The organism is Paraburkholderia aromaticivorans (assembly GCF_012689525.1).
GTDB classification, from domain to species: Bacteria; Pseudomonadota; Gammaproteobacteria; order Burkholderiales; family Burkholderiaceae; genus Paraburkholderia; species Paraburkholderia aromaticivorans_A.
The window spans coordinates 2,316,960-2,340,752 of sequence record NZ_CP051514.1; the positions used below are offsets into that span (position 1 = coordinate 2,316,960).

Genomic DNA, 23,793 nt, shown 5'->3' on the forward strand with positions numbered 1-23,793 from the left:
TGAGTCGGTCTCGGAAAACGAGCCCAACAATGAAAGTTGCGATGCCGACGTGCCCGGCCGCGGACTCTACCAGCGTTCGCGGTCGGGCAGCGCGTCGACTGCCGCGGCGACGCGTCCTTCATAAGCGTAGGTACGCGTATCGTCGGCGAGCGCAATAGGTTGGAAGGCGACTGAGCCGGGACCATCTTCGGGTTCTTCGCGATGGGAGTGACTGACCAGTTTGCGGTAACGGTACGCGTCCTCGAGCGTCGGCGTGATAGGCCACCAGTCACGTGTCACGATGGTGGCGTCGATCAGGCGCTGGGCGAGTTTCGCGAAGATCGGGCCACGCGTTTCCCACTCGGTATCATTCCGCGCGATAAGAGCCAGGACATACGAGATGTCGTCCCCATTGATCTCGTTCTCGATGAGCTCGTCCAGCGACCCAGTTTGCACTGGCACGCGATCGGTGCGGGTATTCCACAGGCGACCGCATTCGTCGAGCGCGGCATTCTCGTTTCCGTCCACGATCGGAATCCACGGCGTGGCCAGGCCGCAGGAGCCGCAGACGACGCGCACGAGTTCCCGGGTGCGAGGCCGCTGAACGAGCCGCAGGGGGTGAGCGCGGATCCTGAGTGGCGAAACGTCCTTATCCTCTTCCTCAATAACCTCATCGAAGCGCCCGGCTTTCGGAACGCCTCCGCAGCAGGGACATGGATAGAGTTTTTCAAGCATAGTAGTGACGGATGGTATGGAGAATCTGCAAGGATTATTCGACCCGTAAATCAATAAAACGGAGTTGCAAGTGTAGTCCCGATTAACTGGTGGGTCGAAGGAATAAAAGTGGCAAGCAAGCGTTGATGCGTGAACGTTTTGGACTGAGGCTGCGTAAGATACCAGAAAGCTTTGGCATGCAAAACGCTTGTGTTTGTAACTAGGCCATTGGAATGGCGACGTTATGGTGTCGTCATTCTTCATTTTGCCGGTAATTCAAATGTGCGACCCCCCCACGGCACCAGGTTTCTGAAAGGCGCGAGCGTGTGCTCCCGGCTAGGCCCTCGGCATCGTTAACGGCATCGACGGGGGCGCACTTGAAGTTTCTATTTGGGATGGGCGAGATGCCTCAGGAACGGCGCGAACGTCGTCGCGTGCCCAACGCCGGTCGCGCCGGTTTGGGTCGTGACGATACAGGCGTGTGCGAGCGCCGTGCCGCTCAGCTCGCACGGTTGACACAAGAGAATCGGCGACGCGCGAGCATGCAGATGCTGTGGAACTCGCGCATCGCTCGGGAATAGCCTGTGAGTGCAGTGTCCGTGGGTGGCGCGTAGCGAACGTCGGCAATCGAGGTCTGGATCGGACCGGTCCGCGCGGCCGTCGCCTTCGTGGTCAGCATGTAGCGCGTTTCGCCCAGGCAGCGGGGATCGATGCAGACGACGCGGGCCGCGAGCAGCATATGGAGGCGATCTTCGATCTGGCTGGGGGGCGGTCCAGTGAGCGGCCCAGTTCTTCGACCGATTGCGGCCCAGCCGCCAGTTGCGAGGTAATGTCGTGGTTCGTGACGGCGAGCGGCGTGCTCATTCAGGTTCCCCAAGGGTGCAGGTGCGGTGCGATGGGATGCCGCGACTGCGTAGTGTGCGCTTCCGGGTCAGGGCCTGTGTGGCGCACGACTGATCGGTGCAGATGAAGACCAGCGTGTCGTCGTGCATGGCGAGTCCCCAGCCGGCAGCGCAGGCAGCGGCGATACGATCTTTGTCGGTGGGCGATTGGTTAGCCGTCGTGCGGATCGTTTCACCGCACGCTGTACAGCGGATCGAAATAATGTAGTTCAGTGGCGTCACGAGGTGCAGGAAGAAGCCTTCTTTCAACGGCACCGCATTGGCGAGTTGGCGCAGAAACTCGTCATGAGATTCGAACCAGTTGACCACCCACGGATGCTGTCCAAGAAAATCGGGCGCGCGGTCGCGCAGCAGTTCGAGAAGTTCGATGTTTTCGTCGATCCGCTTGTGAATGCCACCGCCTGTTGAGCCCAGGATGCGGCGGACCCTGGCGACGACCGTTCGATTGAGAGTGAGTGCGAGCATGGAGGTCTCGGGAAAAAGGGCGTTGCCGGCGAACCGCGGAGTTCGCGCGTCAGCCGTCGTACGGTTAGCGCGAGCGTTTGTGGAGCTTGCGAGTAAGTTGATCGCCATTCGATTCTGTGAGGCACTCGCCGCGGGTCGTCTTTGCGCCGACTTCCTTCAGTTGCCGTTTCGCGATTGAATAGGCCGACTCGCATGCGGCTACATCGTGGTAGTCGTGCTCATAGTGGATAACATGTCCGTGGCCCAGCGCGGCACTAAGAATGAGTGTGGCGATCATCCGCGCCTCTCTTTAAGGATCTGGACGTCGATCTCGGAGCGAAACACCGCGCGGTGTTGCAGTTTCGAGAGTCCCAAAGGGATACTGATGCCGGGTACCTCGTCGCAACAGACGCGCGCCATTAGCCACGCGAGTCGGTCGGTATCGGTCAAAGCGGAGCCGGCGCATGGCTCCTGTAAAAGCTCACCTTCGACAACGGGTGTCCTCTTCTCGTGTTCCACGGACGTTTCTCGGGTCATGTTTGGGTGCGTTCTGGATTCGCGATGCATGGGTGCTCGTACAGCTGAGCGCGCCGGCAGTTGGGTTTCAAGGCAGTATCAGATGACGACGCCGCGAACGGATACTGCCTGCGCGGCGAAGCGCGATGACGCGGCGATCAAGCAGCCGCTTGACGTCTTCGACACCAAGCAGTGGGCCGAGCCGCTGGCATTCGGCTTCGATTGCTGTCGAATACAGATCGTCAGTAAATACCGGCGCAATTGTCACGGCGCGAACGATAAGGTCGTCGAGGTGAGCGTAGGTAGCGGGGCTGGTCATGGCGGGTGTCGGTATTGATGTACCAGGCAAGGCTACCAACGATAGGGAGGCGGTCCACGGCGAAAAGGCGGATGATTTTCGCGTTGATTCCACGCGTTGCGCATCAGGCAGTGAACTGCAACGTGCGCGAGTGCTGTGCGCGTTGCGCAAATAGAAAGGGCCGCCGATGAAGCGGCCCAGAGGCGAAACAGTGTCGCTCAGGGAAGGATCGATTGGAGCAGCGCTGCGGCAGCCTCGAAGCCCGGTTGCTTTGCTAGAAACTCGGCCGCGGCGCGAAGCTGATGCGTATCGGCGGCGGATACGACGTGGCCCGGCATCGTTGTCATTGCCACGTGCTGGCCGCCGCGGTCAGGGCCGTCACCGACGAACGCAAGCGTGCGCTGTGCCATCGTTCGGATAATGGGCGCGAACTCGCTTGCGTTCGCCACGGCTGCCATCGTGCTGTCCGACAGCGCGAGCAGTGGTCTCCCGTTGACCGAAAGTTCGACTTCCCAAGAATCGATGGGCGCGTTCGGATCGATCGGCTCAGACAGCTTTCTGAGTCGATCGTTGTCAACGGGAAGCAGGGCTTCCATTCGTCCTTCGTAGCGGGCTCGCATGGCGATCCGGAGCCCCGCATCGAGGCCGAGCCGGGATATGACGCGGTGCGTCTCTGTGTTGACGATTCGCATTGCGGCGTGAATGTCGCTGTTCATAGTAAATTTCCTCTCAAAAGGTACTATGGAATGTAGACGATTCCCTCCGAAGTCAAGGCTTTGAAAGATGTCGAATTTGGACGGTCTATCGATGTACAGCGACGGAATGACGTTTTCAGAGCGGTAGTTTCCGAAGGATCCGTCCGTTCAGGGCGCGAGAACTGTCGAGGAGTGCACGCGGCGCACCGCGAGTGCGGTGAACTTGCTGGCCCTTCGTGTTTGTGCCTGAGCGCCGTTGTTCCAGTTTTGAAGAAAGGACTGTTCATTGTCGCGTGAGCGCTGGCAGATCCACGTCGCCCATTGTGGCGCGAACGGATGAGCGCGCAGATTGGCATAGATCAGATCGCCGAGGTTGGCGTAGAGCACCGCGCACTCAAGTTTGGACAGACAGTGCCAGTCGGCATGTCCGCCGATGCGTAGTGCCCTTATCTGCGTCGCGATCAGGTTGTCCGGATCGGCAGCGAGCAGCGAGCGCATGTTCCCTCGTCCGTCCCAATGCGAACTCGGGGCGAGCGTCGCCCCCAGAGCGCAGTATTGCGCGGGGTGAATGTACGCTTTGTCCAACAATGAGATGACAAGTGGGTAGGCGGGCATGCCGTCACGCGGGTGAACCGTGCCGGCGTAGATGCCACCCTAGACATCCCAGAGTTCGCGAACGTTTGGAACGGGTAGGAGCGTGCTCATTGGGCCATCCGGAAGGGAAATTAGCGGCTGAAGGAAAAGCTGCCGTTGTTCCACCCAGAGTACAAAGCCCAACTGGAAGTCAAGCGTGTGTGATGCGAAGCTCGAAACCGGGACGAGCTGTCGGCAGGGGCGTTCTGATCTCTGCCGCGAATTTCAGAGCAATTACTGGAGAACTTGAATTTGATGAGATCTCTCCGCGAATGCGGGAATCTTTTTTTGCCAGGATTAAGATGGGTGCCTTGGCTACGTGAGCTTCACCGCGACGTAGGCTCTTTTTTGCGCGTACGACGCGCGGAGCTATCGACCCGGTCAGACGTCGCTAAATTGCTCGCCAAACAGGTTCTTTAACCCCGCAAAGATTGCGTCGTTCAGACAACCACCAAAGGCCCTGATTTCGTCCCAGCTCGGCAGGTCGACGCCTGGGCGAAGCCCGATGTGCTCGAACACCGCCTGGTCTCCCACCATTCCATACAGGCGGTTGTCGTCGCTGGGATCGCGGGCGCGGCGTATGGCTAGCGGATAAGGGAGAACCTCGGTCGGCATGCGCCTGTCCGTGGTGCGGTTACTCGGCCGACCTTGCGGTGCGGTTGGCTCAGAGGTCATCGTTGGCTACCTTTGGGGGCGGGGAACCAGAACCCATCGCGATTCCGGAATGGTTCGTCAACTGCCGCCGCCCAAGCATCACAAGCGGTGTAGCCGCTCGGGTCGCCAGGAACTAACATCGCGCCATACTGGGGTAGGTCTGCCGTCCCATTGGGCGAAAATGCCTCTGGCATCAGCATGCCCAAGGCAGCCTTGGCGTGCGGCACGGTGTCGTCATCGAACTCGGGATGAATCCTGCCCGGTCTGCCGGGGTCTTCCGACTCAAACTGCACGTCGCAGTCACAATATGGACCGCAAATACGGTCTAGGATAGCAAGCGCAGGCTCGTTCGGTTGCCGAGCGAGTACCGCATGCTCAGCGGCCTGACATATCGCTTTTCCTGCTGCGTGATTGCCCATCAAGTCCTCCGCTGCCCACTAAATTCCGCTTTTCACTTTGCCGAAACAAAGTCGATTCAACAAGCCATTTGCGGATAGCCGAACCATCAGAAGGCGAACGCCGACTGACCCGGTGCGGCGGTTGTTTGGTCGATGGTGGGCGTCCCGGCAGGCAGGGTCTTCGCGCGGAGGGCAAGGAGGGCATCATAGCGTTGCGTGACCGCGTCGGCTGTGATGCAGTCAACATCAATACCGATGAGTGCCGCGACGCGTGTGCGCACGCTCGCGAGAAGCGCGGCTTCATGCGTTGTCGGCCGCACAGTCGGCCAACCGGCTGTGAAAAGCAGATGTGCGGGGATTTCCGCCTCGATCGCCAGACGCTGGAGCGCGGCTGCCTTCGCACGCTCGACGTCCGCTTTCAACGAAGACGGCAACAACAGATCGGGCGAAACGTCAGCCAGCCAGCGTTGGCCTTGGAACGCGAACGCAGAGCCGGCTTCCATAGCAACCATTTCGCGGTAGAGCTCGTGATTGTCGGCGCATCCGGCAGCAGCGCGAAGATCGCCGAGCGAACTCATGATGCAGAACGCGCACGAGACCCGCGACGCACCGTGCCGGGTGTAGGCTTCATGCAACGCGAGGCCGGCATCCGCGATCTCGGCGAACACGTCCTCTACTGGCCATTCGATGATGGCGTTCCATGTCACGCCCCGATTGTTGCGGTGGTTGAGCGCGGCGACTGGCGCCGCGACGGCCATCTTGCTGCGTGAGGCCGGCGCGCGACGCTCGCTGGGATGGATTCCATTCAAAGCCCGCTCGGTCGTATGGCGCCATGGTCAGGCCCACTTTCAGGGCCTGCATGCTGCCCGCAACATTCTCGCGGTCGGACGTGACCGCCTCGCAGGAGGAATCCCCGCCCTTTCCGCGCAAGCGGCAGTCGGTCACGACTGAGGGCGGGGAGATGGTATGAACACCTCCCTCCCCTCGGGGAAGTGCCAGGGCCGAAAGGGGCTCTCGCTTGACCGATGGCATCGATGTGCCAAAGTGAAAGTTCCACGAGTCACTTGAGGTAAGGAGAGCCCAAATGAATGCTACGACATATGGTCTGGATATCGCAAAGGCCGTGTTTCAAATGTACTGGGTAGATGGACAAAGTGGCGAGATCTGTAGTCGAAAATTCCGTCGTGAACAGCTGATCCGGTTTCTCGCAACCCGGGCACCAGGAAAGGTGGCGCTGGAGGCATGCGGAGGGGCGCACTGGTGGGCGCGAAAAATCCAGAGTCTCGGACATCAGGTGGTGTTGTTGCATGCGAAATACGTGCGTCCGTTCGTCAAAACCAACAAGACGGATGCGGCAGACGCCCAGGCGATCTGGACGGCGGCCCAGCAACCCGGGATGCGAACTGTGGCGATCAAGAGCGTAGACCAGCAAGCCATCCTGAGCCTGCACCGCATCCGGTCGGGCCTGGTGGCGACACGAACCCGCGAAACCAATCAGATTCGCGGGTTGCTTGCGGAATATGGACTGTACTTCCGATATGGCCGCAAGGCGCTCATGAATGAGCTCAAGGCACGTATGGCCGAGATAGAAGAGGTCGTGCCGCAGCTTGTCTGGCGGGCGTTGTTGCGTCAGCTCGAACAGCTCCAGCAGGTCGAGCAGGGGATTGACGAAGCCGAGCGGGAAAATCTGCAGTGGCTGAAATCCAGTCCCCAGGCAAAAACGCTCGATGACATAGCCGGCGTGGGTCCATTGACAGCCACAGCCACTGTTGCGGTCATGGGCTCGCCAAAGGCATTTCGCTCCGGACGCGCATTTGCGGCGAGTATCGGCCTGGTACCCCGTCAGAGTGGGACTGGGGGCAACGTCAGACTCGGCGGCATCAGCAAAAGGGGTGACCCCTATCTGAGACAGCTATTGATCCATGGCGCGCGAATGGTCGTGACCCATTCCAAACAACGTCCCCAGTGGGTAGAAGCGTTGCTGAAACGGCGTCCGGTCAATGTGGTGGTGGTCGCGTTGGCCAACAAGATGGCACGAACGGCGTGGGCGTTGCTCGCGCATAACCGGTCTTATGAGCGGGAATTTGTGAGCGAGCGACCAGCCGTCGCGGTATAGATTGAAACGATGAGTCTTTGAACACAGGAGTTGCGCAGAGCAAGGGTAACGTGTGATGGCAAACCAGGTCGGACCGTGGAAACGCAAACCTGATGACGTCCATGGGCGTGAAGCCCGCCGTGGGAGATGAGGTCGTTTCCAGCAGATTCCATCAAGGCCAGCGGGCACCGTCTCGCAATGAAGGTCGGATATAAGACTGCAACCGCTTCTGCTAGCCAAAACATCAACCCCCTGCCTTGCGGAACGGGAGGTGTTCATATAAGGACGTCAAGGGTTGAAGCTCGTCGCTGTCGCAGTCGTCGCTCAAGCCGTTTGGGATATGGCGCGGCGCCTGTGTCCAGATCGGCGCTGCGCGGCCATCGCGCTTGTCGCTGTCGCGATTCTCTGCATGCTAACGACCGTCTATGCGCAGCTTATCGTTATCGCCCTCGGTGCTGCGCTTGGACTGATGCTGTGCCGGACAACACGGTCGCCAGACGCCAAGCGCCCCCAACAGCAGACTCGCGAGATCCACGTTTCCCGGGCGGCGGGCGCCGCCGCGCTAATCCTCTTTTTTGTCTTGCTGCTCGGCCTTCCGGCGCTAGTTGGACTCCACACCGGGCAGGCGGTCAAAGTCTTCGACGCGTTCTACCGCTCGGGCGCTCTGGTGTTTGGTGGTGGTCACGTCGTGCTCCCGCTCCTGCAACAGCAGACAGTAGTGACCGGCTGGGTCTCGCCGAACGCTTTTCTTGCCGGCTACGGTGCGGCGCAAGCAGTGCCGGGCCCCTTGTTCACGTTCGCCGCATTCCTCGGCTGGATAATGGCGGACCCGCCGAATCATTGGACCGGCGCATTGCTCGCGACCACGGGTATTTTCCTCCCTGGTCTGCTGCTCGTGATCGCGGCGCTGCCGTACTGGCAAGCGTTGCGAGCGCGGCCATCGATGGCTGCGCTGCTTGCCGGGGTGAACGCAGCAGTCGTTGGACTGTTGGCCACCGCGCTGTACTCGCCTGTCTGGACCAGCGCAGTTCTTTCGGAAACGGATTTTGCGATTGCCGCCGTAAGTTTTTTCTGCTGACCCGCTGGAAGTTTCCACCGCTCGCCGTCGTTGCGCTTTGTGCGCTGGCCGGCGTCGCCGAGGCGACCTTGCGCTGAGCGAACGGCTTTTGGGGAGGACGGCGAGTATCTGGATCACAAACTTAAACCCGGAAGAAGGCGGCAACCGGCACGGTACCTCGCTACTACCAAACGAATCGCCGCTCTCGACCTCCTGATGGTTGTCGGCTAGAACCGACGGTCCAACCATCCATCGTCCTGACAGCCGATCTACCGACGTTTGTGGCGGAGCTCGCGCCCCGCGTAGACGGCCGAAAACAGGCCGATGAGTATGGCCGCTACGGCCAACGATTCATCTTGCTGTCCGAGGGGCGCTGACGACGTCGCATAGAACAAGAGGCCGATTCCGATTGCCGTCATGAACATGCCAAATACAAGCCCCCACACCGGCCCCGCCGTATCAGGGCTTCCTAATCTGTGAGACATTTTCATCGCTATACTCCCCGATCCCGCACTGACGTTTCCTGATTACCCCAGCCTGCGGGTTCCGCATTCGCATGGTCTGATGGCAGCGTACGCGTCCAAAAAGACGTCATCAACAAGCTAAATTATGACTGAGGTTATTTAGAATCTTGTGCCCAAACGGACAGACACCAATGAAAAAGAGGGCAACCGTCTTGTGTGTCCGAGACAACCGCATCTCGCTGGTTGCCAGGCTGAGGTCGCGATGGGCGCTGCCCGGCGGCCGAATCCGTCGAGGTGAAGCGGCTCACGAAGCCGCGCTGCGCGAGTTGGAGGAAGAAACGACACTCACCTCGACCGAACTAGCGTATCTTTTTCAGTTCAGCGGGTTTAACACGCTGCACCATGTATTCTTCGCCAACGTGACGTATCACTCGATTGCGCTGCCGAGCAACGAGATCGCTAGATGCAAATGGTTTGCACCGGTCAAGATCGGGACGCTTTCTACAGGTGTACCGACCCGGGGAATCGTCGAGCTCCGACACATGGCCGATGTCGAACACGACGGCTTGCGGCTGATGCCGAAGCAAGTCGGAGGCCTGACCCCATGAGCCACACATACCAGTATCAAGGATTCGACGTCGAAGTGGCCGTTGAGGCTGACTTCACCTGGAAGGGCGGGCGAACCGCGACGGGCGAGGTCGGATATGTTGCGGTGGTGAGGATCTGCAAGGCTGGTGCTGCCGTAGCCGTATGCTCTCCCCTGCGTTTTGGTGAATCACGAGGTGAGCCATTTCTAAGCGAAGCAGACGCGCTCATCGGCGGCTCTAGCGCAGGTAGGCGCATCGTCGATGACCTCTTCCATTCGTAGTCAAACGTTCAGTGGACAAAACAAGTCGGAGCCTTGAGTGTTTCCATCACGGCAGTTGTCAACGTAGTTGTCGTGTCACTTCATGCAAACTGCTTTAGTTCTACCTGCTGCGTGCGCTCCGGATTGAGCCAGACTTCATCATTCAATTTCCAATCACGCGTCGATCGGGACCAACGCCGTGGGTTGCGCTCCCTGGCTTCTGCATAAACGGCTTCACGTTGCGCGAGCACTGCGGCGGCTACGCCGTTGTGGCGCTGCGCCGGCGTGACGAATTTCAGGCCGCTGTGTTTGTGCTCATGGTTGTACCAACGCACGAACTGCTGCGTCCAGGCCCGCGCTTCATCAATGCTGCCGAACGGTCTGCGCGGATAGTCTGGCCGGTACTTGCAGGTGCGGAACAGCGACTCCGCGAACGGGTTATCGTTACTCACACGCGGCCGACTGAAAGAGGCGACGACCCCCAGGTTTTCCAGGGTGGCGAGCATCGTCGCGCCCTTCATTGCGCTGCCGTTATCCGAGTGCAGCACCAGGGGGCGCCCTGCCAGGCCCTCCGCCAGACTGGCACGCCGCATCAGCAACGCGGCCAGTTCCGCCGATTCCGCCTCATGCACTTCGTGACCGACTATCTTGCGGCTGAACACGTCCAGCATCATGTACCAGTAGTAATACTGGCCCTTGACCGCCGCCGGCATCCACGTGATGTCCCACGACCAGACCTGGTTCGAACCAGTGGCACAATGGCTGGTCACCACGCGGGCCGAGGGCTTGCGCGCACGGCCGCGGTGATGCTGCTGCGAAGCGCTGCGCAGCACGCGGTAAAAGCTCGACTCCGACGCGAGATATACGCCGCGGTCGGCGAGGCTCGGCACGATCTGACTGGGCGGCAGGCTGGCAAACTCCGCACTATTGGCGACCTGCAGAATCTGCTGCCGTTCGGCCTCACTCAGTCGATTGGACGGCGGCGCTCGCTCGGTCGTCGTGCGGCCATCAGCGCGCACCGCGTCGCCCTCACGCACCCAGCGCTGGAATGTGCGCACACTCACGCCCAGCTCCTCGCAAGCCTTCTCCAACCGGCAGCCCGACTGCGCTGCCTCGCGAATCAACGATATACATAGCAGGCGATCCAGGACGTTGATTAATCGTCCTCTTTGTCTCCCCAGATCGCCTGGACTTTTTTTCTCAGAATCAGCAGTGCAGCCGCTTCTGCCAGCGCCTTCTCCTTGCGCTGCAGTTCCTTCTCGAGCTGCCGGATGCGCTGCTTGTCGTCTTTCGACTGATGGCGCTGCTCGCGTGCCTGCTCGGTGGCATTCGCGTTGGCCGCCTGGCAAGCAGCCCGCCACGCCGCGATCTGTTCGGGATAAAGACCTTTGCGCCGGCAATACTCGGCCAGCTCCGCTGCGTTGAGCGGGGCGGTTTCCAGCACTACTGCAAACTTGTCTTCCGAAGACCATCCTTCGGGATTCTTCCCATCGCCCGGCACTGCGATTCCTTGTCCTTTGGCCTTTCGGCGCCACGTGTACAACGTCTGTTCCGTAATCCCCGTTTCTCTGGCAAGCGCCGAGACCGCCGCGTTTTCCGGCGGCATCATGCGACGCACCAGCGCTTCCTTTCTTTCTGCTGAGTAGGCTTTCATTCACCCTGATTTTACCGCCCCCGGACCAAGTCTATAAGAAAGAGAAGACACGACAACTAGTCTGACGCCGGGGGATCACGGGTTCGATCAAACTCGGATGACTGAGGTGAACCTAAAATCTGCCGTTTTGCTACGCCTCGCGACTGTCGGTTCATGGCCGGTGAGACAGGGGTCGCCTTCAACTTTTTCCACTTCGATTCACCTAATTTTAACGTGCAGATGATGTGCCACGCCGGACGCATCCGGTGTCGCTTTACATTCCAGATAATCTTGCCTTCGCACCAACTCACCCAGCTTCGCAAAGCCATAGTTGCGCGGGTCGAAGGATGCATTGTTCTTCCCGATGAAAGAGCCCACTGCCGATAGCGGCGCCCATCCACCGTCGCGCGACGTTTCATTGATCGCGTGGGTCAAAACACCCTTCAAATCGGGCACATCCGCCACGCTCACCGACGCAGCCGGGTCGCCGATCTTCCTCAACACTTCAAAGAAAACGAACTTGTCGCAAGCAGCAATGAACGCCTCAGGCGTCTTTCGCTCACTGAGGCCGTACACCAACTTACCGGCTTCACGGAGGCGAGTTGCGAGCCTCGTGAAGTCGCTGTCACTCGAAACGATACAGAACCGTCAACGCGACCTGCATACAGAAGATCCATTGCGTCAATTATGAAGGCGGCGTCCGTTGAATTTTTGCCCTTTGTGTAGGCGAATTGTTGAATAGGCTGGATTGCGTGCCGATGCAACTGGTCCTTCCATCCCGCCAAATTCTGTGTGGTCCAGTCTCCATAGGCCCGCTTAACCGTTGCAGTTCCATACTTCGCCACTTCTTCCAACAGCTCTTTTACAACCGCTGCTGAGGCATTATCTGCATCAATCAGCACCGCAAGTTTGACAAAATCCCCGTTCGCCATGCCGTTCTCTCTGGTTTGACCAATATCGTTGTCTAAGAACCGCTAACGGGTGTCGACGATCTACGCATTGATGTCGAACGGCCGAAATTGGCCGGGGAACTGGGCCATGCGCCAGAGCCCGCAGCCGCGACCGACCATTTCCGGAGCACGGGTCAGCAATACCGGCACCCGCAGTTCAGGAACATGGGCGCTTTCACTTGCCGGCCTCTCCATGGCTCTCTCCGGGTAGCTCGGTGCCGTGCGCACGGATCGCGGCGATCAGTTCGGCGGGCGTGATCTCGTAGCGCACCTCGCGCTGAGTCCCGGGTTTGCGCTGGTCGACGTCGATCAGCAAAACGCTCTTGCCGTCGGGCGTGGCTTCGAGTCGCACCGTGCGCCGCACGCTTGCGGTCAGCGCGTCGCTGTCAGTCAGCAGATGGACGGCGCCGTGCGCGCCATTGTGGGCGGATGTCATAAGGCCAGCCTCCTGAAAAGGCTCACCGATGGTACCTGCAAAAGCTCACCGTTCGAGTGGGGCACCGTACTCTTGGTAACCGGTTTTATCAATAGCCTTGCGGTTCTGTCCGCGCCGGGCCGAATAACGTCTCACCCGGTCTCTCGATTTCGTTGCCCTAGTTTCTCCGAGGCACGGCAACGGGACGGGCCCTTATCGACCCCTATGCTCAGGTCGCGACTATGCGCAGATGGTCATCGCGGGCGATGCCAGCCCCTTGAGGGGTGCGGTTGAGGCTGGCGACACCTTCGCATAGTTACAGCGTCCGCAGGAATCGAATCAACGCGTCGGGTGCCTGATACCGGCGAATCCTGGCATCGGGCGCCTCCAGCCGACCGAGCGCTTTCTCCTTCATCGCGAGGTCAGCCTCGACGTAGCGATGGGTTGTCATCGGGCTCTCGTGACCGAGCCACAAGGCGATTACGTTGAATGGAACGCCCGCTTGCAACAGGTGCATCGCGGTCGTATGTCTCAAGATGTGCGGTGAAACGCGCTTCTTGAGGAGGCTGGGTTGCTCCACACTCGCGCGGCTCACGGCAAGATCCAGGCGTTGCGCGACGTTGGAGCGCGACATCGCCTGCCCATCCCGGTTGGGCAGCAAGGCGGCTTCGCCGCGCATTATTGGATTCGATCGCAACCAACTGCGAATCTCGGCGACGGTGGCGTCCCACAGGGGAATCGATCGCAGCTTGTTCTCATGCAAATATTTGCATGAACGCAACTATGACGAACTCGGGAATATGCGCAGCTCCGCGCCAGGGACGTCCGTTTGGCGCCTTGTAAAGGGTGTTTGGTCACGGGTACCGGTAGTGGACTGCGCATAATAAAAGTGCTTTCCTCAGGAGGCAGGTCGACAAGTTCGGCTTTTTGAGGAGGGGTATCATGAACAGCGACTTCGCGTTACCGCAGCGGACCCGGGCATGGTTGACGGACGGCGTGCTCAAACCCAGCTATCAAGCCTATTCGACGTATTTGATTGGGCGCGGATATTCGTCGTGGAGCGTCCGGAAGTATTTGTGCTGCGTCGCGCACTTTGCTTATTGGCTGCGCAAGCGACGCATCAAACTCAGTCAGATTGACGAAGCGCTGATCCGCTATTTTCTGGATGAACACCTGCCTCAGTGCGACTGCCCATTGCGCACGCCAAGAAGCAGGAACCATATCGGGTCGGCCTTAAAGCATCTGCTTGTCGTGCTGCGCCAGAGGGCGGACATACGCCATCAGCCCGACTTCACACCCCGTCTGATACGGGAGGAGATCAGGGAATTTGACGCACACCTTGACCAGGTCTGCGGGCTGGCCGCATCTACGAGAAGGTTGCGTACACGCATCGTACGGACGTTCCTGTCGGAGCGATTCGGTGCATCGAGAATCACTATGGCACAGGTCAAACCGGAACATGTTCATCGATTTGTAGTCAGCCACCTCGAAGGATGCAAGCCGAGCACCGGCAAAGTCCTTGGGAGTGCACTACGGAGCTACTTGCATTTCCGAGGAATGCACGGAGATCACGTCCGGTGCCTTATTGCCGCGATTCCACAAATCGCCCAGTGGCGGTTCGCATCGTTACCAGACTCGCTATGTGAGGCGGAGCTGGAACGGTTTCTTAACGCATTCGATCGCAAATCCGCGATCGGCCGCAGAGACTACGCAATGGCCCGGTGTATGGTCGACCTGGGACTACGCGCCGGCGAAGTCGCTTCGCTACAGCTGGACGACCTGAACTGGCACGACGGGACGTTGCGGTTATCAGCAGGCAAGGCGCGGCGAACAGATGTGCTTCCGTTGCCGCCCCGGACCGGGCGCGCAATTGCTCAATACCTGACTGACGGGCGCCCGGTCTCCGATAGCCGGGCGGTATTTCTGCGGCATCGCGCTCCACTTACCGAACCCGTCGGCTCGAGCGTCGTTCGCAATACCGTCCGTGCCGCTCATGCGCGATGCGGCAGCGATCCACGCTGCAGGGGAACCCATGTATTGCGGCACAGCGTAGGCAGTCGGCTGATTAACGCTGGAGTCCCTATGAAGGAAATCGCCGATATCCTTCGACACCGCAGCCTCGATACTACCGCGATTTACACCACGGTCGATATCAGGAGCCTTGCCAAGGTCGCGCTGCCCTGGCCGGGGAGCGAATCATGAAACGTTCAGTGAGAATGCTATCGCTCGCCGAGGACTACCTTGCGTCAAGACGCCGCCTTGGTTTTGACCTGCGGTGTACGGGACGCCGGCTTCTTGATTTTGCCTGCTTTGCCGACCGGATCGGCCACCAGGGGCCGCTCACCGTAAAACTGGCAGCGTCCTGGGCTCGATCTGCATCAAGTCAGGTGCCCTTTACCTGGGCGCGTCGGATTGAGATCGTTCGCCCGTTCGCAAGGTATCTCCAGCAATTTGACCCTGCCACCGAAGTTCCTCCGCTTTATCTTTTCGGCCGAGCCCATCGCCGTTTGACACCGCACATCTATGCCGATGAGGAGATCCGGGAACTGCTGGCCGCTGCTTCGACGTTGCCCTCGAAGGAGAAACTGCGGCCCGTGACCTACTCAACCCTGTTCGGGCTGATCGCGGCCACCGGACTGCGGATTTCTGAGGCGCTTAACCTGAGGCGCGCAGACGTCGACCTCGATCAAGGCCTGCTGATGATTCGGGTAACGAAGTATCGTAAGTCCCGCGTCGTTCCACTTCATCAAACGGTCGTGCGAGCACTTGCACACTATGTAGAGCTGCGGGATCGCGATTGGCCCATCACGCTAAGCGATCACTTCTTCATCGTGCACGGAAGCAGCATGAAGATCAGTACCGTTGAGGAGGTCTTCAGTTCCTTGCGTTCGCAGTTGGGATGGGTCGCCCGTGGTGATCATCCGGCTCCACGCATCCACAATCTGAGGCACTCGTTTATCTGCCGAAGGGTGTTGCTCTGGTACCAGCAAGGGGTGGACGTCGACAACGCAATGATCATGCTTTCGACTTACGTAGGGCATGCCAAGGTGACCGACACCTACTGGTATCTAACGGGCATCCCGGAACTGATGGCAATTGCGGCTCAGCGCTTCGAGCACTTTACAGAAGGAGTCTGTCATGTCTAAAAGGCAAAGCCATTGTTCGTCGTCGAACTTCGCCGCGCTGCTACAGGAATTCTTCGTTGAGCGGCTAATGCAACAACGGGCAGTCAGCCCGCAGACGATAGCCAGTTATCGGGATACCTTTCGACTATTCCTTCAGTTTGCTCAGGCGCGTCTGCATAAGTCGCCTGTCGAGCTGGCGTTAGCAGACATCAACGTGGATCTGGTGCTGGCCTTCCTTCGTCATCTGGAGGACAACCGGCATAATTGCGCGCGCACCCGGAATTCGCGGCTTGTTGCCATCCGTTCATTTCTGAAGTACGCAGCCCTCAAGGATATTTCTTCGCTGGCTGTTATCCAAAGCACTCTAGCTATCCCAATGAAGCGCTTCGACAGGCCGCTCATCGGCCACCTGTCGCGTGACGAGATCGAGGCACTACTCGCCGCACCCGACCCCAACACCTGGTGCGGGCAGCGGGACCGGGTACTGTTTGCAACGCTATACAATACTGGCGCACGCGTTTCCGAACTGATCGGTCTGCGGGTGGGTGACGTCGTTCTGGATAAGGCGCCCTGTGCACATATCCACGGCAAAGGCCGGAAACAGCGCACCGTACCGTTGTGGCGCTCAACCGCGAGCCAAATCAGAAGCTGGTTGCCGCGGATCCGGTCATCGCCTGATCAGATTCTGTTTCCGAATCGCTCGGGGAACCCGATGACGCGATCCAACGTTACGGATCGGCTCAAACTCGCAGCGCGGACAGCCACCAGGCAATGCCCTCAACTATCAAGCCATCCCATTTCACCGCATGTCATCCGGCACTCGACTGGGACTCATCTGCTGCAATCGGGCGTTGACCTGAGTGTCATTGCACTGTGGCTTGGACACGAAAGCCCAGCGACTACTCACATGTACGTCGAGGCCGACCTCGCGATGAAGGAGCGTGCGCTCAATACTTTGCAACCACCTCACAGCAGAATCGCGCGATATCGACCGCCCGATCGCTTGATGCAGTTCCTGGAAAGCTTGTAATTATGCGCAGTTCACACCACGGATCCGCCATCCACAGCCCATCGCAGAAGAACGAATTGGCGTCTGTGGCGCGGAACTGCGCATATTCCCGAGATCGTCATAGTTGCGTCCTTTGCCGCGCAGGTGCACGCACGCTGCACCGTCGAGGACCACATCGACGATCCGTACTCCGATGATCTCGGAGACACGCGCCCCTGTGTTGTAGAGCATCGTCAGTAGCAAGTGATCGCGCCGCGAGGACCAGCTCTCGCCCGGCTGGCCGAGTACGGTCACCATCTCCGCACGCGTGAGGTAGTTCAGCATCGGCCGCTCGAAACGCTTCATCGGCACTGCCAGTGCGCGCTCGACGTCGTGCAACGACGTCACGTCGCGGCGGCCGGCGAACTTCAGGAACGCGCGCAGCGCGGTGAGCCGCAAGTTTCGGCTGCGAACCGAGTTCTTCCGATCCTGCTCCAGATGGTCAAGGAAGGCCAGAATCAGATCGGGTTGGATGTCGGCCAGCCGCATCGTGGTCGGCGCCTTGCCGAGCTGACGGCAGGCGAAGTGCAGAAACAGCAGCAAGGCATCCCGGTAACAGGCCACTGTACGCGGACTGAGCGCCCGCTGCGCGACCAGGTACTCGGTAAAGAATTGCTGGACCAGCGCAGCGAACGAAGGCGGCTTCGGGGCTAGGGTCTCACGCATTTTGCACCTCCCCCTTGGCCGTGAACGACTTGAAACGTCCGGCAGCCAGCGCCATCAACTCGGGCACCGCCGAGAGGTACCAGTAGGTGTTGGTAACCATCGTATGTCCCACGTAGGTCGACAGCGACAGCATGGCCTGATCGATGTCGACGCCCTGGGCCTGCCACTGCACGATGCGGCGCACGACGAAGGTGTGCCGCTAATTCCGCAAGCGGAATTAGCGGCATAACTCCGAGGCCAAGATTATTCCGAGTGCGACCTTTCTGGGCGCGGGATTCCCGGCACTGCGTTGCGGAGAGGCGGTGCCGGTACTCGGAATTATTAGAGGTTCTTCAGGAATTGCATGAGCCGATCATCAGGTCGGTATCGAGATATCTGGACTTTCCTGTTTGACGTTTTAGCAAGTGCGCGCTCCTTCAGTTGCATGTCTGCATGCAGATAGATCGCTGTTGTTTCGGGCGATTCGTGCCCCAGCCATAGTGCGATCACGGTTTGTTCGGCCCCGTGATGGAGCAGATCCATGGCCAGGGTGTGCCTCAATACATGCGGAGTCACGCGTTTATGCACGAGTGATGGACAGTGCTGGCACGCGATACGGAGATGCTTGTCCAACATGTATTGCAAGGCATCATGGCTTAACGCGGTTCCGCGCGTGGTCGGAAAGACTGGCTCATGAGGCTTGCCTTGTCGCTCACGCAGCCAACTGCGCAACACCAGAACGGTGGCTTTACCCAATGGCGTGCAACGGCGCTTCCGACCCTTGCCTTCGCATCGAACGTGCGCGCCGATGCCAAGCAAAACATCTTCACAGTGAATCCCGATAAGCTCAGCGGCGCGCAGGCCGGTCTGGACAGCCAACGTCAAAAGCGCGTGATCACGGCGACCAGACCATGTCGTAAGATCGGGTGCGGCAAGCAGCGCATCGACCTCAACCTGAGTCAGATAAGCGATGGGGCTGCGCGTGTAGCGCTTGCTTGGCATCGCCAGGACGCGTTGCGCCACCGCGCTATGCTCCGGCGCGTGCAACGCCACGTAGCGGAAGAAGGAATGGATTGCAGCGAGACGCACGTTGCGACTGCGGGCGCTATTCTTTCGTTCGTGCTCCAGGTAATCGAGGAATGCGCCCAACAGCGGCGTGTCAAGTTCTGAGACCGTCAGATTTGAAGGCGCCTTGCCGAGACGTCTTTGCGCGTACTGGAGAAGCAGCCGAAAGGTGTCCCGATAGCTCGCGACGGTGTAGGAACTCGCCTGACGCTGCTGCATGAGCCGATCCATGAAGAACGCCTGCAGAAGTGCGGGGAGCGTGCTGATAGTACTCATGGCCGTAGTCCTTGTCTGGAGCGTTCCACGAAGCGCAGCGCATAGCGCAGCAACTCGGGCGTCGCTGTCAAATACCAGTACGTGTCTGTGATATGCGCGTGCCCGAGGTAGGCCGACAGAAACGGCAGGCGTTGCTCGACATCGACACCGCGTCGATACCAGTTGAGCAGCGTGCGAGTGGCCAGCCGGTGACGCAGATCGTGCAGACGAGGCCCTCGGGAGTCGCCGGCACCGCGTAGGCCGATCTCATGCGACAGCTTCACAAAGGTCCATCGCACGCACCATTCTGTTAAACGGGTTCCGTGTTCCGAGACAAAAAAGCTCGGTGTTTCGAAATCGCTGCACAAGCGATCCCGCAGGACTGCGTAGCGCTGCAGTGCCCGTTGTGTGGAAACGTGGAGCGGTACATAGCGCATCTTGCCAAACTTCGCGCCACGGATCGTCAACACTCCGTTGGCCAGATCGACGTCGTTGCGATCAAGTTGCAAGGCCTCGTTGACTCGTAGCCCCGTAGTTGCGTAGAGGCCGAAGAGCGTGAAGAATGTAAGAGGCCTCAGGCCAGTGAGAGTCGGAAGGCGGCGGGCGGCAGCAAGCAACCGTGTGATCTCTTCGTCGCGGTAAAGGTATGGAGCTGGACGATGGTACCGGTGGGGAAGCAGGTCTGCCGGCGGTACGGCGTTGCGCGGATCGTTTGCGCCGCAATACTGCGCGAAACGACGCAACATGCCGAGGCGGTTTGCCCACTGGGCGGGTTGTGCGGTGGCCGGCTGCATCGCCCATGCAACTGCGAGCTCGGTCGTGATGTATTCTGCACCCTCTCGAGAAGCGAAGTCGACAAAGCCTTGTAGCAGTCGGCCGGATAGGCGCAGCTTGAACCCGAGAGCGCGACGGACTGCGAGGTACTCATCGAGTGCGATCTGTAACTTGATCATGATGCACCTCCCGGCCACGGCAGCGCGATATTACGTAGCGCTGCGATGTCCACTTTGGCGTAAATCTGTGTAGTTGTCGGCTGCCGGTGACGCAGCAGTTGACCAATCTCACCCAGCGTCGCACCGCGGCGAAGCAGATTGGTGGCAAGGGAATGGCGGAACAGGTGCGCCCCCTTGAACTCAGGGGCAAGACCGGCCCGACCAAGGGCGCGGCGAACAATGCAGCAGATCGCGACCGACGCGGCAAGCCCCTGGTGCGGAGCCTTCATCCGAATGAACACCCGACGCGTCGCACACGCGGGACGGACGTCACAAAGATAGCTCGCCAATGCCGCGCCAACCTCCGAGGGCATTGGCAAGCGTTCCAGTCGCTGACCTTTGCCCCGAACGACGAACTCGCCACGCTCCCAGTCCAGATCGTCCAGCGTCATGGCCAGCACCTCGCCGCCCCGCAACCCGAGTCGGGCCAGGAGCAGCAAGATCGCATAATCGCGCTTGCCGGCCGGTGTGCTGCGATTGCAGCAGGCGAGCAATCGTTCGACCTGATCGGGAAGCAACGACCTGGGCAGATGTGACAGTCTCCAGCATGCCACCCCAGGCAGAGTGGAAGCCAGGTCTGTCTGGATAGCGCCACGCTGCAGTAGAAATCGAAGGAACGAGCGCAGCGCGGTGACGACTGTCTTGCCCTGGTTGCGACTCACACGCTGGATCTCACGGAGAATGAAATCGTGCAGATCCTGCGGCCGCAACTGGCCAGGATGCGGAACCTTGCACCCAAATCGCTCATCAAGGAAGCGCCGGATGACGAGCTGGTATCTGACGACAGTTGAGAGTGACAGGCCACGCTCAGTATAGAGAAATGCTTCGAACTCGAGAATAAGGCGGTTCGATCGGGCTCGATCGAGCCTCTGTGCTGCCGGAGCGATGTCACCGCGGTCGCGAAGGTACGTGAGAAATTGCTGACCAGTAGCGAGATCGCCTCGTCGTATGCTGTTCTGGAGCCGGCGAGCTTCCTGGAACTGTCTTAGCCGCGCCTCATTTAGGTTTGCCAAAGGAATCTGACGCCGTTCGAGCCATCGGCTCAGCGCGGCTAGAAAATCACACTTTGTGTGGACTGTGTTCGCCGCATACCCCGTCCGCGAAAGTTGAGCAGTAAAACCGCCAACGTGGGCGGCCAGCGGCCCGCTGCAAAACTGTCGATCGGGAGAGGTTGTTCCACCGTGGCAAGTGAGCATCATCATGACGCCTCCTTAAGAATCCGGAAATATTCCCGGATGGAGACAACAGAATAATGCCGAGAAAATGAGCGGCGTTTCCGAGCTCAGTCGAGCAACGACGCCTCATACCGACGACTATCGAGATCGGACTCGGAATAATCTTGGCCTCGGAGTTATGCCGCAGGTCATGAATGCGTGGGGCATGATGCGCTCCGCGGTTGCCCCAGCTCAGCTGCTGGCTTAGGTCGCGGAAGACGCGATGCACCTGACGCTCGCCGAGTGGCAGACCTCGTCGTCGACCGCGGGTGCTGACGAACAATGGGCCATCTTCCGCCGGCGGCCCCTCGGTCAAGTCGCGCTGCAAGCAATACCGGCGCAAGCAATCCACGGTGCTTGGGTGCATAGGAACCTGGCGCGACTTGCCGAACTTGGCCCGACGGATGGTCAGCATCCCGTCCTTGAGATCAATGTCGCCGTTGCGCAGCGACAGCGCCTCGCCGATCCGCAGCCCCGTGGCGGCGATCAATCCAAACAGCGTTTCGTAGACGGCACCGCGGAGCCCCGGCGAAGGCCCGAGTCGGCGCGAGCGAGCAAGTAGGTCAACTATCTCTTCTTCGCTGAAGATGTGTGGCGCTTGCCGCGCCGGCAACCGTCCGAAGATCGAATCGTCGGGTACCTCAGTGCACGGCTCGAACTGCTGCAGCCAGCGCAGGAACGTGCGCAACCTCTTCAGCCGCCGCGCCCAGGTCCGTGGGTCATTGCCCTCGTGGCGGTCGCTTCGAGCCCAGGCGGCCATGAATTCCACCTTCAAGGCGCCGCGATGACCGGCAGTGTGGACATGGCGCGCGAAGCTGCGTAGGACGTAGCCATCATCGGAGAAGCCCAGTTGGCGACGCTCGACCAGAAACTGTTCGACGCGTGCTTGCACAGAAGTCGGCGTGCTCATGCTGCACTCCCCGGCCATGGCAGCGCGACCTCGACCAACTTGCGGCTATCGAGCTTGGCATAGATCATGGTCGTGTTCAGCGAGCGGTGACGCAGGACGTCGGCGACTTCCTTCAGCGAGGAGCCACCGGCCAGCAAGCGGTTGGCCATCGTGTGGCGCAGCAGATGCGAGCGTGTGTAAGGAAGGCCGGCGCGGGCGAAGGCTTGGCGGATCGTCTTGCGAACGAGATCGGCACCAGCGGGCTGGTCGCGGGGCGCGACATGGCGGACGAAGACGGCCCGATTGGAAGTCTTGGGACGCTCCTGCTTGAGGTAGGCCGCGATGGCTTCGCCGGTAGTGGCAGGTAGCGGCAGCAGATCCTCGCGGCGTCCCTTGGTGTGGCGCAGGACAAGCGTACCGGCTTGCCAGTCGATATCGTCTAGGCTAAGGCGGGCGATCTCGCCGCTGCGCAGTCCGAGGTCGAGCGCACAGCGCACGATGGCGTCGGCTCGTCTCATCGAGCGGCCCTGTTGGCCGAGCGATCTGATCAACCGCTCGACCTCTTCCGCCGTCAGCGACTTGGGCAACGAGGACAGCGACCAGTTAGCAGGATAGGACACAGCGCCCAACAGTCCGTGGATAAGATCGCCGAGCGAGGCGCGATAGCGGAAGTAGCCGCGCAGCGATGCCACGACCGACCCAGCATTCGCCGGTTTGCTATAGAGCTTCGCTTGACCGGCGAAGAAACGCCGAACGTGCTCGGGCTTGATCGCGGCGACGTCGACGGCACCCTCGCCGAAACGAGCCGTCAGCAACCGTCCGACGATGCGCAGGGCTATGCTCCGCGTCTTAGGCGCCAGGCCGCGCACGTGATCCATGTACTCGTCGTAGCGGCGCAGTTCCTCGTCTACCGGTGTTGCACGGTCTGCGGGCACCGCGATGACGCCCTGAGCGCGCAACACCACGAGCAGATGTCCTAGCGCCGCGCTGTGGTCACCCCGATCGCGTCGGATCGTGCCGGCGCACTCGCACTGCTGCAGATGCTCGTCGAGGAACTCAGCAATCAACACTTCGTCGATCCTTCGCCGCCGACGGTGCCCGAAGTGCGCCCATTGAGCGAAATGCGTGATGTAGCGAAGATAGGTAACGACCGTCTTTACAGCGTACCGGCGTTGCCTCAGGTACTGCTTGAACGCACTAATGCATGGCCCGATCGGCCCGTCGGGGAAATGGTCTATCTCAGTGCGGTGGGAGCGGCGATCGATGCCCATGGTGATCTCCAGAAGTGGGACCACCACTGCATCCGTAGATGAGAACTATGTCCAGATCTTTACCCGTTCGCCTTGCCAACGCTTTGCAACACTTGGGTCCGCGTCGTCAGCCACCGACCATCTGCGCATAGTTGCGACCTGAGCATAGGGCTCGCTATGTAAACCTTTGCATAGCGACCCCAAGCGGTCCTCTGTCTCAACTGCAAGGGCACTCGACGTAAGCTGACGCAAACAGCCTTCTTCGTGATGTAACCCGGCACGGCAGTCCTTCGGGACGTGCCTCCGCAGGTTTATACGCGTTAGGTTTAGAAGGGACGCAACTAGAAAGCCTCTCCGGACACGGACGAAGTTTTTTTGCGCGTATGACACCGCATCCGATCCTGTCAGCGGCTTTCAAAAATAACTGGTAAAGAGGTAAAGGCCTTAATGCAACGCCGCTGGTAGCCGCGCTCGCTACGATCAGTCTGTTGCGACATTCCGCCGGCCAGGTTGGGTTCGCGCCGGCGGACCCGTCAGCATACCCTGTGCGCTTCTCGGAACCGCTGTCGGCATGAGCTCCACAAGCGGCTATCAGATAAGCATTTCGCTCGAGCCG

At 59.9% G+C, this 23,793-nt stretch carries 26 protein-coding genes and 2 pseudogenes; 7 read left to right on the top strand and 21 right to left on the bottom strand.

The window, feature by feature from the left end; translation table 11 throughout:
- Positions 1-66 precede the first annotated feature (66 nt).
- The 4 genes from HF916_RS10865 to HF916_RS10880 form a co-directional block, all read right to left on the bottom strand.
- A complete protein-coding gene (locus HF916_RS10865; protein WP_168788809.1) occupies positions 67-714 on the bottom strand; it encodes a Lar family restriction alleviation protein in 648 nt (215 codons plus the stop codon).
- 478 nt (positions 715-1,192) lie between these two features.
- The gene (locus HF916_RS10870) at positions 1,193-1,432 is read right to left on the bottom strand and encodes a hypothetical protein (protein ID WP_168788810.1); all 240 of its coding nucleotides are present in this window, start codon (positions 1,430-1,432) and stop codon (positions 1,193-1,195) included.
- Positions 1,433-1,553: 121 nt separating this feature from the next.
- Complete coding sequence (locus HF916_RS10875) at positions 1,554-2,060, bottom strand: hypothetical protein (protein ID WP_168788811.1); 507 nt, start codon at positions 2,058-2,060, stop codon at positions 1,554-1,556.
- A 64-nt stretch (positions 2,061-2,124) separates the two neighbouring features.
- Positions 2,125-2,337, bottom strand: a complete 213-nt coding sequence (locus HF916_RS10880; protein ID WP_168788812.1) for a hypothetical protein — start codon at positions 2,335-2,337, stop codon at positions 2,125-2,127.
- 321 nt (positions 2,338-2,658) lie between these two features.
- Here HF916_RS10880 and HF916_RS10885 point away from each other — a divergent pair, with 321 nt between their 5' ends.
- The gene (locus tag HF916_RS10885; protein WP_168788813.1) at positions 2,659-2,892 is read left to right on the top strand and encodes a hypothetical protein; all 234 of its coding nucleotides are present in this window, start codon (positions 2,659-2,661) and stop codon (positions 2,890-2,892) included.
- Between the two features lie 179 nt (positions 2,893-3,071).
- On the opposite strand, the gene HF916_RS10890 is transcribed toward HF916_RS10885, so the two are convergent.
- From HF916_RS10890 to HF916_RS10905, 4 genes are all read right to left on the bottom strand, one after another.
- Positions 3,072-3,569, bottom strand: a complete 498-nt coding sequence (locus HF916_RS10890) for a hypothetical protein (RefSeq protein ID WP_168788814.1) — start codon at positions 3,567-3,569, stop codon at positions 3,072-3,074.
- A 147-nt stretch (positions 3,570-3,716) separates the two neighbouring features.
- Positions 3,717-4,046: a hypothetical protein gene (locus HF916_RS10895; protein ID WP_168788815.1), complete on the bottom strand. Its 330-nt coding sequence runs from the start codon at positions 4,044-4,046 to the stop codon at positions 3,717-3,719.
- 516 nt (positions 4,047-4,562) lie between these two features.
- Entirely contained in the window at positions 4,563-4,796 is a 234-nt protein-coding gene (locus HF916_RS10900) for a hypothetical protein (RefSeq protein ID WP_168788816.1), read from the bottom strand.
- Between the two features lie 544 nt (positions 4,797-5,340).
- On the bottom strand, positions 5,341-5,991 hold the full coding sequence (locus HF916_RS10905; protein WP_206001731.1) for a hypothetical protein: 651 nt from the start codon (positions 5,989-5,991) through the stop codon (positions 5,341-5,343).
- 326 nt (positions 5,992-6,317) lie between these two features.
- On the opposite strand from HF916_RS10905, the gene HF916_RS10910 reads away from it, so the two are divergent.
- The 3 genes and pseudogenes from HF916_RS10910 (at position 6,318) to HF916_RS10920 (ending at position 9,457) form a co-directional block, all read left to right on the top strand.
- On the top strand, positions 6,318-7,349 hold the full coding sequence (locus tag HF916_RS10910; protein ID WP_168787386.1) for an IS110 family transposase: 1,032 nt from the start codon (positions 6,318-6,320) through the stop codon (positions 7,347-7,349).
- Positions 7,350-7,620: 271 nt separating this feature from the next.
- Positions 7,621-8,483 (top strand): annotated as a pseudogene (locus tag HF916_RS10915) (chromate transporter); the annotation flags it as partial.
- A 557-nt stretch (positions 8,484-9,040) separates the two neighbouring features.
- Entirely contained in the window at positions 9,041-9,457 is a 417-nt protein-coding gene (locus tag HF916_RS10920) for an NUDIX domain-containing protein (RefSeq protein ID WP_168788817.1), read from the top strand.
- Positions 9,458-9,797: 340 nt separating this feature from the next.
- Here the strand turns inward: HF916_RS10920 and HF916_RS10925 are convergent.
- The 6 genes and pseudogenes from HF916_RS10925 to HF916_RS10945 all read right to left on the bottom strand — a co-directional run bounded on the left by HF916_RS10925 (position 9,798) and on the right by HF916_RS10945 (position 13,475).
- Positions 9,798-11,350, bottom strand: a protein-coding gene (locus tag HF916_RS10925) for an IS3 family transposase (RefSeq protein ID WP_240975235.1) whose coding sequence is annotated in 2 segments (ribosomal slippage) — positions 9,798-10,888 and positions 10,888-11,350 — 1,554 coding nt in all. Because the reading frame shifts where the segments join, the coding sequence is not laid out codon by codon here.
- A 198-nt stretch (positions 11,351-11,548) separates the two neighbouring features.
- The gene (locus HF916_RS51700) at positions 11,549-11,905 is read right to left on the bottom strand and encodes an OST-HTH/LOTUS domain-containing protein (RefSeq protein WP_346777716.1); all 357 of its coding nucleotides are present in this window, start codon (positions 11,903-11,905) and stop codon (positions 11,549-11,551) included.
- A pseudogene (locus HF916_RS51705) lies at positions 11,900-12,261 on the bottom strand (NYN domain-containing protein); the annotation flags it as partial. The gene HF916_RS51700 and the pseudogene HF916_RS51705, both read right to left, overlap by 6 nt.
- A gap of 60 nt (positions 12,262-12,321) precedes the next feature.
- Positions 12,322-12,474, bottom strand: a complete 153-nt coding sequence (locus HF916_RS10935; RefSeq protein ID WP_168787335.1) for a hypothetical protein — start codon at positions 12,472-12,474, stop codon at positions 12,322-12,324.
- Positions 12,455-12,715, bottom strand: coding sequence for a hypothetical protein (locus HF916_RS10940; protein ID WP_168788818.1), 261 nt, complete (start codon positions 12,713-12,715; stop codon positions 12,455-12,457). Before HF916_RS10940 ends, HF916_RS10935 begins: the two co-directional genes overlap by 20 nt.
- A 295-nt stretch (positions 12,716-13,010) precedes the next feature.
- Entirely contained in the window at positions 13,011-13,475 is a 465-nt protein-coding gene (locus HF916_RS10945) for a tyrosine-type recombinase/integrase (RefSeq protein WP_346777700.1), read from the bottom strand.
- A 161-nt stretch (positions 13,476-13,636) separates the two neighbouring features.
- Here HF916_RS10945 and HF916_RS10950 point away from each other — a divergent pair, with 161 nt between their 5' ends.
- Genes HF916_RS10950 through HF916_RS10960 form a run of 3 tightly spaced genes read left to right on the top strand, consistent with a single transcriptional unit; the run spans position 13,637 to position 16,849 of the window.
- Positions 13,637-14,896 (top strand): site-specific integrase, encoded by a 1,260-nt coding sequence (locus tag HF916_RS10950; RefSeq protein ID WP_168787991.1) that lies wholly within the window; start codon positions 13,637-13,639, stop codon positions 14,894-14,896.
- On the top strand, positions 14,893-15,840 hold the full coding sequence (locus HF916_RS10955; RefSeq protein WP_168787992.1) for a tyrosine-type recombinase/integrase: 948 nt from the start codon (positions 14,893-14,895) through the stop codon (positions 15,838-15,840). The genes HF916_RS10950 and HF916_RS10955 overlap by 4 nt, the downstream gene beginning before the upstream one ends.
- A complete protein-coding gene (locus HF916_RS10960; RefSeq protein WP_168787993.1) occupies positions 15,833-16,849 on the top strand; it encodes a site-specific integrase in 1,017 nt (338 codons plus the stop codon). The genes HF916_RS10955 and HF916_RS10960 overlap by 8 nt, the downstream gene beginning before the upstream one ends.
- Here HF916_RS10960 and HF916_RS10965 read toward each other — a convergent pair whose 3' ends face one another.
- From HF916_RS10965 to HF916_RS10995, 7 genes are all read right to left on the bottom strand, one after another.
- Entirely contained in the window at positions 16,850-17,533 is a 684-nt protein-coding gene (locus HF916_RS10965) for a tyrosine-type recombinase/integrase (RefSeq protein WP_240975236.1), read from the bottom strand.
- Complete coding sequence (locus tag HF916_RS10970) at positions 17,526-17,717, bottom strand: hypothetical protein (RefSeq protein ID WP_240975237.1); 192 nt, start codon at positions 17,715-17,717, stop codon at positions 17,526-17,528. Before HF916_RS10970 ends, HF916_RS10965 begins: the two co-directional genes overlap by 8 nt.
- Before the next feature lie 137 nt (positions 17,718-17,854).
- Positions 17,855-18,853: a tyrosine-type recombinase/integrase gene (locus HF916_RS10975; RefSeq protein WP_168788819.1), complete on the bottom strand. Its 999-nt coding sequence runs from the start codon at positions 18,851-18,853 to the stop codon at positions 17,855-17,857.
- Positions 18,850-19,785: a tyrosine-type recombinase/integrase gene (locus HF916_RS10980; protein ID WP_168787487.1), complete on the bottom strand. Its 936-nt coding sequence runs from the start codon at positions 19,783-19,785 to the stop codon at positions 18,850-18,852. Before HF916_RS10980 ends, HF916_RS10975 begins: the two co-directional genes overlap by 4 nt.
- Positions 19,782-20,486, bottom strand: coding sequence for a site-specific integrase (locus tag HF916_RS50825; protein ID WP_240975434.1), 705 nt, complete (start codon positions 20,484-20,486; stop codon positions 19,782-19,784). Before HF916_RS50825 ends, HF916_RS10980 begins: the two co-directional genes overlap by 4 nt.
- Positions 20,487-20,883: 397 nt before the next feature.
- Complete coding sequence (locus tag HF916_RS10990) at positions 20,884-21,948, bottom strand: tyrosine-type recombinase/integrase (protein WP_240975239.1); 1,065 nt, start codon at positions 21,946-21,948, stop codon at positions 20,884-20,886.
- On the bottom strand, positions 21,945-23,198 hold the full coding sequence (locus HF916_RS10995; RefSeq protein ID WP_168788820.1) for a site-specific integrase: 1,254 nt from the start codon (positions 23,196-23,198) through the stop codon (positions 21,945-21,947). The genes HF916_RS10990 and HF916_RS10995 overlap by 4 nt, the downstream gene beginning before the upstream one ends.
- Positions 23,199-23,793: the final 595 nt, after the last annotated feature.